At 37.6% G+C, this 7,906-nt stretch carries 6 protein-coding genes and 1 rRNA gene; 6 read left to right on the forward strand and 1 reads right to left on the reverse strand.

The window, feature by feature from the left end:
* Positions 1-7 precede the first annotated feature (7 nt).
* The 6 genes from rrf (at position 8) to LQ188_RS26625 (ending at position 6,599) form a co-directional block, all read left to right on the forward strand.
* Positions 8-123 (forward strand): 5S ribosomal RNA (rrf, locus tag LQ188_RS26600).
* A gap of 782 nt (positions 124-905) precedes the next feature.
* The gene (locus LQ188_RS26605) at positions 906-2,108 is read left to right on the forward strand and encodes an MFS transporter (protein ID WP_101226134.1); all 1,203 of its coding nucleotides are present in this window, start codon (positions 906-908) and stop codon (positions 2,106-2,108) included.
* A gap of 67 nt (positions 2,109-2,175) precedes the next feature.
* Positions 2,176-2,937 (forward strand): type I 3-dehydroquinate dehydratase, encoded by a 762-nt coding sequence (gene aroD / locus LQ188_RS26610; protein WP_101226133.1) that lies wholly within the window; start codon positions 2,176-2,178, stop codon positions 2,935-2,937.
* Between the two features lie 60 nt (positions 2,938-2,997).
* Positions 2,998-3,882 carry a shikimate dehydrogenase gene (locus LQ188_RS26615; protein WP_101226132.1) on the forward strand — a complete coding sequence of 295 codons (885 nt, stop codon included), beginning with the start codon at positions 2,998-3,000 and terminating at the stop codon, positions 3,880-3,882.
* A 271-nt stretch (positions 3,883-4,153) separates the two neighbouring features.
* Positions 4,154-5,362 carry an MFS transporter gene (locus tag LQ188_RS26620; protein ID WP_101226131.1) on the forward strand — a complete coding sequence of 403 codons (1,209 nt, stop codon included), beginning with the start codon at positions 4,154-4,156 and terminating at the stop codon, positions 5,360-5,362.
* A 223-nt stretch (positions 5,363-5,585) separates the two neighbouring features.
* Positions 5,586-6,599, forward strand: coding sequence for a LacI family DNA-binding transcriptional regulator (locus LQ188_RS26625; protein WP_101226130.1), 1,014 nt, complete (start codon positions 5,586-5,588; stop codon positions 6,597-6,599).
* A gap of 118 nt (positions 6,600-6,717) precedes the next feature.
* Here the strand turns inward: LQ188_RS26625 and LQ188_RS26630 are convergent, their stop codons facing one another.
* On the reverse strand, positions 6,718-7,275 hold the full coding sequence (locus LQ188_RS26630; RefSeq protein WP_053533572.1) for a shikimate kinase: 558 nt from the start codon (positions 7,273-7,275) through the stop codon (positions 6,718-6,720).
* Positions 7,276-7,906 lie beyond the last annotated feature (631 nt).

Consider the following 7,906-nt stretch of genomic DNA (forward strand, 5'->3'; position numbering starts at 1 on the left):
TTATATGTTTGGTGGCGATAGCGAAGAGGTCACACCCGTTCCCATTCCGAACACGGCAGTTAAGCTCTTCAGCGCCGATGGTAGTTGGGGGTTTCCCCCTGTGAGAGTAGGACGCCGCCAAGCCATTCAAAAGATCAGCCATCAGGCAGGTCTTTTTTTGCGTTTATGAAAAGTATGAAGCCTTGTTATTTTCCATTATAGAGAAGACGTTTTTTCACCTTTAGAAGGGTAAGTTGAGATATTATTTAGAAATGGGTTAATCAATCAGATTGCAAATAACTGGATAATAGTATTTAAATAAGCAGCAGTACATATATTTTAGCTAAAAAGAAATTTATTCAGAAACTGGTAACTAAAAAAGTGGAGAATATCGGAAGCTTAATAAATGATAAAAAATACTTTGTGCTACAGCAAATAAAAGTATGCTTCATCTTTTATGAACAGTAACGAATCCAAGGTATGGCTGTGCTTTTAAGGTAAATAAGATCAAAAATGAGCACTTCGAAATCCAGGAATAATGAGTATGAGTAATTGCTCTATAGTTATTAAGGACTGCTTCATGAGTTTGACACAATTAAATTAGCGCAGTATAATAATCCAGTAGAACGATATACTAAATAAATTTAACTAATTAAATCTAGTATAAGTGTTAATTCAATACTTTTTGAATTTAGAACGTAATCGGTTTATAGTAGAACGATATACCAATACTAATTTTTTAGTAGAACGATATACTAGTTATGCGAAAAGTTAGTAGAACGATGTACTAACTAAAGCCGGTTTACTTATTGTTTTATTTAGTACGTAATTTTGTTCTTGAATTTATGGTATGGGGCAAGGGGGCAACTTCTGAAAGGCTTAAGAATCAAATTGCATTTCGATAATTTTTAATAGGGGTGTGTTACATGAAAAATCCATTTATAAAAATGGCCACTGGTTTATATATTAGCTATTTCATTTTAGGCATGATCAATATTATCATCGGGTCAAATATGGAAAATTTGTCCGATCAATTAAACACAAGTGCCTCAGGGATAAGTTACTTGGTTTCTGCTATAGGAATCGGTAAGTTAGTTTCCTTGTTTTTCGCGGGTAGACTGTCGGATAAATTAGGAAGGAAACCATTTGTCGTTTCAGCATCTTTTATCTACCTGATCTTCCTAATAGGCATACCTTTGGCTCCTAACTATACACTGGCATTTATATTTGCTGTATGTGCTGGTATTGCAAATTCATTTTTGGATGCAGGTACGTATCCAGCACTTATTGAGGCTTTTCAAAAGAAAGCTGGTTCCGCTACCGTATTAGTAAAAGCTTTCGTTTCAATCGGTGCCGCACTTCTTCCATTTATCATGGCGTTCTTTATAGCTAGAGATATGTTTTACGGGTATACATTCTTCTTAATGGCTGCTGTATATCTTGTTAATGGGTTTTTCCTGCTTAAGGTTTCATTCCCGGATCATAAAGCTCAAAGCCAAACTCAGAATGATGAACAAGCTGTTCCGCTTCAACAGCAATTCCTCTCAAAACCGAAGTTTGCTCAGGAAGGTTTGGCAGTCATACTATTAGGCTTCACATCAACTGCTTTATTCATGCTGGTTCAAGTCTGGCTCCCGAACTTCGGACAAGATGTATTGGGGCTAACCCAAGCTAAGGCTGTTCAATTGCTTAGTTACTATAGCATTGGCTCCCTTGTTTCTGTCATTTTGCTAGCAGTTCTATTGAATAAAGTAATTAAGCCCATTACCGTCATGATTATCTATCCGGTCATTGCAGCATTATCTTTATTGTCACTCATTTATATCCAGCAACCATTTATAACTGTTTTGAGCGCTTTCTTCATAGGGCTTTCAACTGCAGGGGTATTCCAATTAGCCATGACAATAATCACAGAATTCTTCCCTGCCAATAAAGGTACGATTACTTCATATGTAAACATTGCAGGTAGTTCAGCCTTTATCATCATACCTTTCATTACTGGTATCATTTCTAAGAGTGCTGGGTTAACTGCGGTCTTCTTGTTTGATGTGGCAATTGCGGCAGTTAGTATTTTATTGGCCGTATTCGTTGCCTATCGATACAAAAAGGTAATTAAGGTATCCAATTAATCAGTCTAGCCGAACATCAGTGGGGCATGAACCCCACTGATGATAATGATAAAAGGGGGAAACATCCATGCAAACAATCACGATCAAAGACGTAACGATCGGAGAAGGGGTTCCAAAGATCATCGTTCCTCTAATGGGGACAACCGAAGAGGAACTGCTTAAAGAAGTTGAAACGGTAAATGCGCTACAGCCGGATATCATTGAATGGCGAGTAGATGTATTTGAACAAGTCGAAAGCTTAGAAGCCGTTTCAGATATGATTTCAAAACTTAGAAGTGCTGTTCCAAATACTTTGCTGCTTTTCACTTTTAGAAGCCATAAAGAAGGCGGAAACAAGGAAATCAGCGATGTTTATTATTTCCAACTTCTTCATACAGCTATTAAAACGAAGAATATTGATCTTGTCGATGTGGAGTTGTTTTTTGAGGAATCATCAGTGAAGGAGACTGTACAGGTAGCTGAGGAAAATGGCGTATACGTAGTAATGTGTAACCATGATTTCGATAAGACACCGGCAAAAGAAGAAATCATTTACCGATTGCGTAAAATGCAGGAATTTGGCGCCCATATTCCAAAAATCGCTGTGATGCCCCAAACGGTTGGTGACTTACTCATTTTATTAGATGCAACTTACACGATGAAAACAAAGTATGCCGATCGCCCATTCATTACGATGTCAATGTCGGGTACAGGCCTGGTCAGCCGATTATCAGGTGCGGTGTTTGGATCTGCTTGTACATTTGGTGCAGGAAAAGAAGCATCTGCCCCAGGACAAATTCCTGTTACTCAATTAAGAGATGTATTGGAGATCATTGATCAAAATATTTAACTTATAATTCCTTCCAATAAGGAATTTATATAAAACTTAAAAAATCAGGGGGAATAGAACATGGAAAATCTAGGACGAATTAATGGGAAAACAGAATTAGTAGGATTGCTGGCAACACCTATCGGACATTCTTTATCACCTGCCATGCATAATTTAGCTTTCGATAAATTAGGCTTGAATTGCGCCTATTTAGCATTTGAAGTTGGAAATGAAGAGCTGGAAGATGCAGTAAAAGGGATGCGTGCATTAAATGTAAAAGGATTTAACGTATCCATGCCTAATAAAATGAAGATCCTTCCATATCTAGATGAATTGGCAGACAGTGCTAAATTTTCTGGGGCAGTTAATACAGTTGTCAATGTCGATGGAAAGTTCGTAGGGCACAGCACAGACGGAATGGGATATACTCGGAACCTAAAAGAACATGGTATTGATATTAAAGGAAAGAAAATGACTCTTATCGGTTCTGGGGGGGCTGCTACTCCAATTGCCATTCAATCTGCGCTGGAAGGTGTGGCGGAAATCAGCATTTTTGCTCGTGATGATGCTTTCTTCCCGCAAGCAGAAGAGAATGTACGAATCATCAATGAAGATATGAAGCACTTAAATGTGAAAGCCAATGTATACCCTCTTGAAAATGTTGAACAATTAAAGGCTGAAATCGCAACTAGTGATATTTTGGCAAATGGAACTGGCGTTGGCATGAAACCGCTTGATGGCTTAAGTGTCATTCAAGACGAATCAATGCTGCGTCCTGATTTAATCGTAACAGATGTTGTTTACATCCCACGTAAATCAAAACTAATGGAACAAGCTGAGGCTGCGGGTGCTACAGCTATTAATGGTCTTGGGATGATGCTTTGGCAAGGTGCACTTGCCTTTGAATTATGGACAGGTCAACAGATGCCTGTTGATTACATCAAAGAGCAATTGTTTGCAGAATAATACGATTCCACTCTGGGGATCATTCTCCAAATAGAGGTTTTTTCATACTTGATGTGCATCATCGTTAATTGATTACATTAAATGAGTGCAGATACCTCAGAGCTAAGAAATGCAGGGAGTGAAATCCCTTGTTTTTCTTAGCGTTTTTTTTTTTGAAAAGTGGTTTTCATTTAAATGGATAACATAAAAGGGGAGGCTTTAAAGTAATTACATTTTGCATTAAAGCGTTCTAGGGGAGAAACACAACGTGATTTATTATAGGGGTGTAATAATGAAAAATCAGTATTTTAAAGCGGCATCTGGCATGTATATTAACTATTTCCTGCTAGGGATGGTAAATATAATTCTCGCCTCAAACATGCCCTCTTTAACAGAACAATGGGATACAGACTCTACTGGCATTAGTTATCTTATTGCAGCAATAGGAATAGGCAGGTTACTCACGTATGGTCTCTCAGGAGTATTATCAGATAAATTTGGGAGAAAGCCATTGATCATAGTATCTTCGGTAATAATGGGAGTTTTTTTATTAGGGATTCCATTTTCCCCCACATATGAAATGGCGTTTGTATTTGCTTTACTTGCGGGAATTTCGAACTCAGCCATGGATGCTGGTACATATCCGGCGCTAACTGAAATGTTTCCTGAATCTGCTGGTTCCGCCAGTGTTATGGTTAAGGCTTTTGGTTCACTTGGTGCAACCATCCTGCCATTCATCATCTTGTTTCTTACTAGGAATGAATTATTTTACGGGTTTGCATTTTTATTACCGGCTGTAGTCTACTTCTTGAATATGTTCTTTGTTTTGTCCGCTTCATTTCCAAAAAGCAAATCCGATGCTGCAAATCATGAGGAGGATTTGCATAGTAACAGGTTCATAACTGAACCTAAATTTTGGAGCGAAGGAGTCGCATTAATCATAATTGGGTTTACATCAACTGCGTTATTTACAGTTTCGCAAATCTGGTTACCGAGCTTCGGCCAGGAAGTCGCAGGGATGCCATCTTCAAGTGCAATTAAATTATTGAGTTATTATAGTGTTGGATCACTTATTTCCGTCCTGCTATTATCCATCTTATTAAACAAATGGATCAAGCCCGTGACGGTGATATTGCTTTATCCAATGATTACTTTACTTACGGTAATCATCATATTAACGATTCATTCACCCATTGTCTTAAGTATTTGCTCTTTTTTCCTTGGGGCCTCGACAGCTGGGATATTTCAATTAACCATTGCAATAATGACTGAACTCTTCTGGAGGAAAAAAGGAACTGTAACAGGGATCGTTGCGACGGCTTCAAGTTTGGCGAGCGTCATTTTACCAATTGCAACGGGTTTGATCGCTAAGAGCGGGGATATATCGCATATATTTCTTTTTGATTGCTTTATTGCAACTATTGGAATTCTAGCTGCAGCTTTTGTTTATTACCGATATAAAAAATTGACACAGCACCAGACCATATTTAACCATGGCTAATAAATATGAAGGATTACTTAAAACTCCATCTTTTAGAACTAGGGTGGCGTTTTTTTTTTTGGACTTGAATATTTGATATAGATGTAGGGAGTGAGTATTAATCGATGGTATACCCATGTTCCGAAAGCAATGGTGTAATAATGACAGTAACTATATTATTATTATAATAAGAACATGATAATAATAAGTACATCAAAAATACATTCAAGATGGTGATTGAACTATGAAACAATCCAAAAAAGGGCGGGTCACGCTGCAACAGGTAGCGAAACATGCTGGGGTTTCTACATCCACTGCTTCCCTTATCGTTCGCAATAATCCTCGAATATCGGAAGCGACGCGACAAAAGGTATTAAAATCCATGCATGAACTGGGTTATGTATACGATAGAATTGCAGCCAACCTAAGGTCGCAGAGCTCTGATACTGTAGGAATCATTATTACCGACATATCAAACACCTTTTTTTCTGAATTCCTGATAGGCGTTCATGACGCATTGGATGAGGTCGGTTATACAGTGTTGCTGGGAACTACATTCGACTCGGTCGCCAAGCAAGACCATCTCCTTTCAACCATGATGGAACATAGGGTGGGAGGCCTGATTCTTTGTCCTGTCTCTGAAAGCTCACAAGATACAATTGAACGGTTAAATGAAATTGACACGCCAATGGTCCTTGCTGTTAGGGAACTACCTGGAGTGAATAGCGACTATGTAGGCATAGACTATCCAGAAGGAGCCAGGATGGCTGTTGATCATCTCCTTGGAAAGGGACATAAAAGAATTGCGCTCCTTGGTGGCATCAAGGAATCTTCTACTTGGATCGAGAGAATGGAGGGATACCGTGAAGCTCTTTCAAGTGCGGGATTGGAAGTGGATGAATCGCTGGTGATAGATAGTGCCCCTACACGGGAAGGAGGGCTGGAGGCTGTATTGAAAGTACTTGAGAATCCTAATCCGCCTACCGCGATTTTTTGCTTTAGCGACTTAATTGCTTTCGGTGTTATGCAAGGATTAATGATGAAAGGATTTACTCCTGGAAAAGATATAGATATCGTTGGGTTCGATAACGTTCCAGTCGCAGAAATCTATCATCCTCCGCTAACCACCATTTCCTCATTCCCTAGACGTATTGGAAAAGAGGCAGCGAATCTCCTGTACCAGCAAATGGAGAAAATTGAACGTGATCAACAGCGAATCATATTGAATCCAGAACTGATTATTAGAGAGTCTTCCTAATAAAGAAAAATAAAAAGGTGATTAGTTTACAGGAGGTTAGGTATCCATGCCTCTGTACCCTTTTCATCTTTTCTATTATTCTTTTATTGGGAAAATCGATTAAATGAAAGAGCGGGTCTTACTTAAGCGGTTCATAAATATCCCAGGCAACTTTCAATGAATCGACTATAAAGTCTGCAACTTCATCAACATCAAGATCATTGGTATTCACTTTTGAATGATGATAGGAGTATATTTCTTGTCTGGTGTAAAAGAGTTCTTCAATTTCCTCAAGTGACCGGCTTTGTAAAACAGGTCTACTATCAATAAGTAAGCCTATTCTCTCTTTCCAGTATTCCCAAGATAAGTCCAGGTAAAAGACAATGCAATTGGATAAACAGATATTCCGTATATCCTCTTGTAAAAATGCCCCGCCTCCAACTGAAATGATTTTCAATTGTTGTTGACTAAGGCTTTCAATTACACTTTTTTCTTTTTCGCGAAAAGCTTTTTCACCAAACTTCTTGAATATTTCTGTAGTGGGCATATTGAATTCCTTTTCAATTTCTTGATCTATATCAATAAAGTCCCTATATAATTTCCTTGCTACCTTCTGTCCGATCGTCGTCTTTCCTACTCCCATAAAGCCAATAAAAACGATACTTTGCATCCTCAAAGATGTGTTTTTATTAATCATTTATAAATCCCTCTCCCTACTATTTTTATAATGATTAAAAGTCTATCCTGAAATTTTTAAAATATATTTATTATAGTACAAGAAAGTAAAATTGTAAAAAAATTTTTTAATATTTGGACAATGGGATTCGTGATTTAACGGTTTATTTTAAAGCAATCAATTTTTTAGTATTTGATTTAGGAGATCTGATTATACGTTTACCTTCATCTATATAGGTTGTTAATGCCCTTACACATCACTAGGAGGTTTTATTGGTCTTGCAAAAGCTTACTAGGTTGAAGGGAAATCATTTTCAAAGGGGTCTTTGATTTATAAAAATAGATGGAATTAATGATTTGCTGGATTATATGTTTTAAATGGAGGCCGAGGTAAGAAAGGCACATTTATTCCTCTATATAGTTGCTTAAATCATTTAATAAGGAATTGCATGAAATGTGTTGACTTTATGGTGGGAAAGGATTAATATAAATAAGCACCAACTAAGATAAACAAAAAACTTCATCGCTTTTGGCTGATTGCTGAAAGAAATAATAACTATTGACTTCTTACTATGAAAATGATAAGATGAAATGGTCGCTGAAAAACACAGCGATTTAAAATAAGTTAAAAACTTCGCAGAAGTTGACAACTA

It is taken from the genome of Peribacillus sp. Bi134, assembly GCF_918698065.1.
GTDB lineage: Bacteria > Bacillota > Bacilli > Bacillales > DSM-1321 > Peribacillus.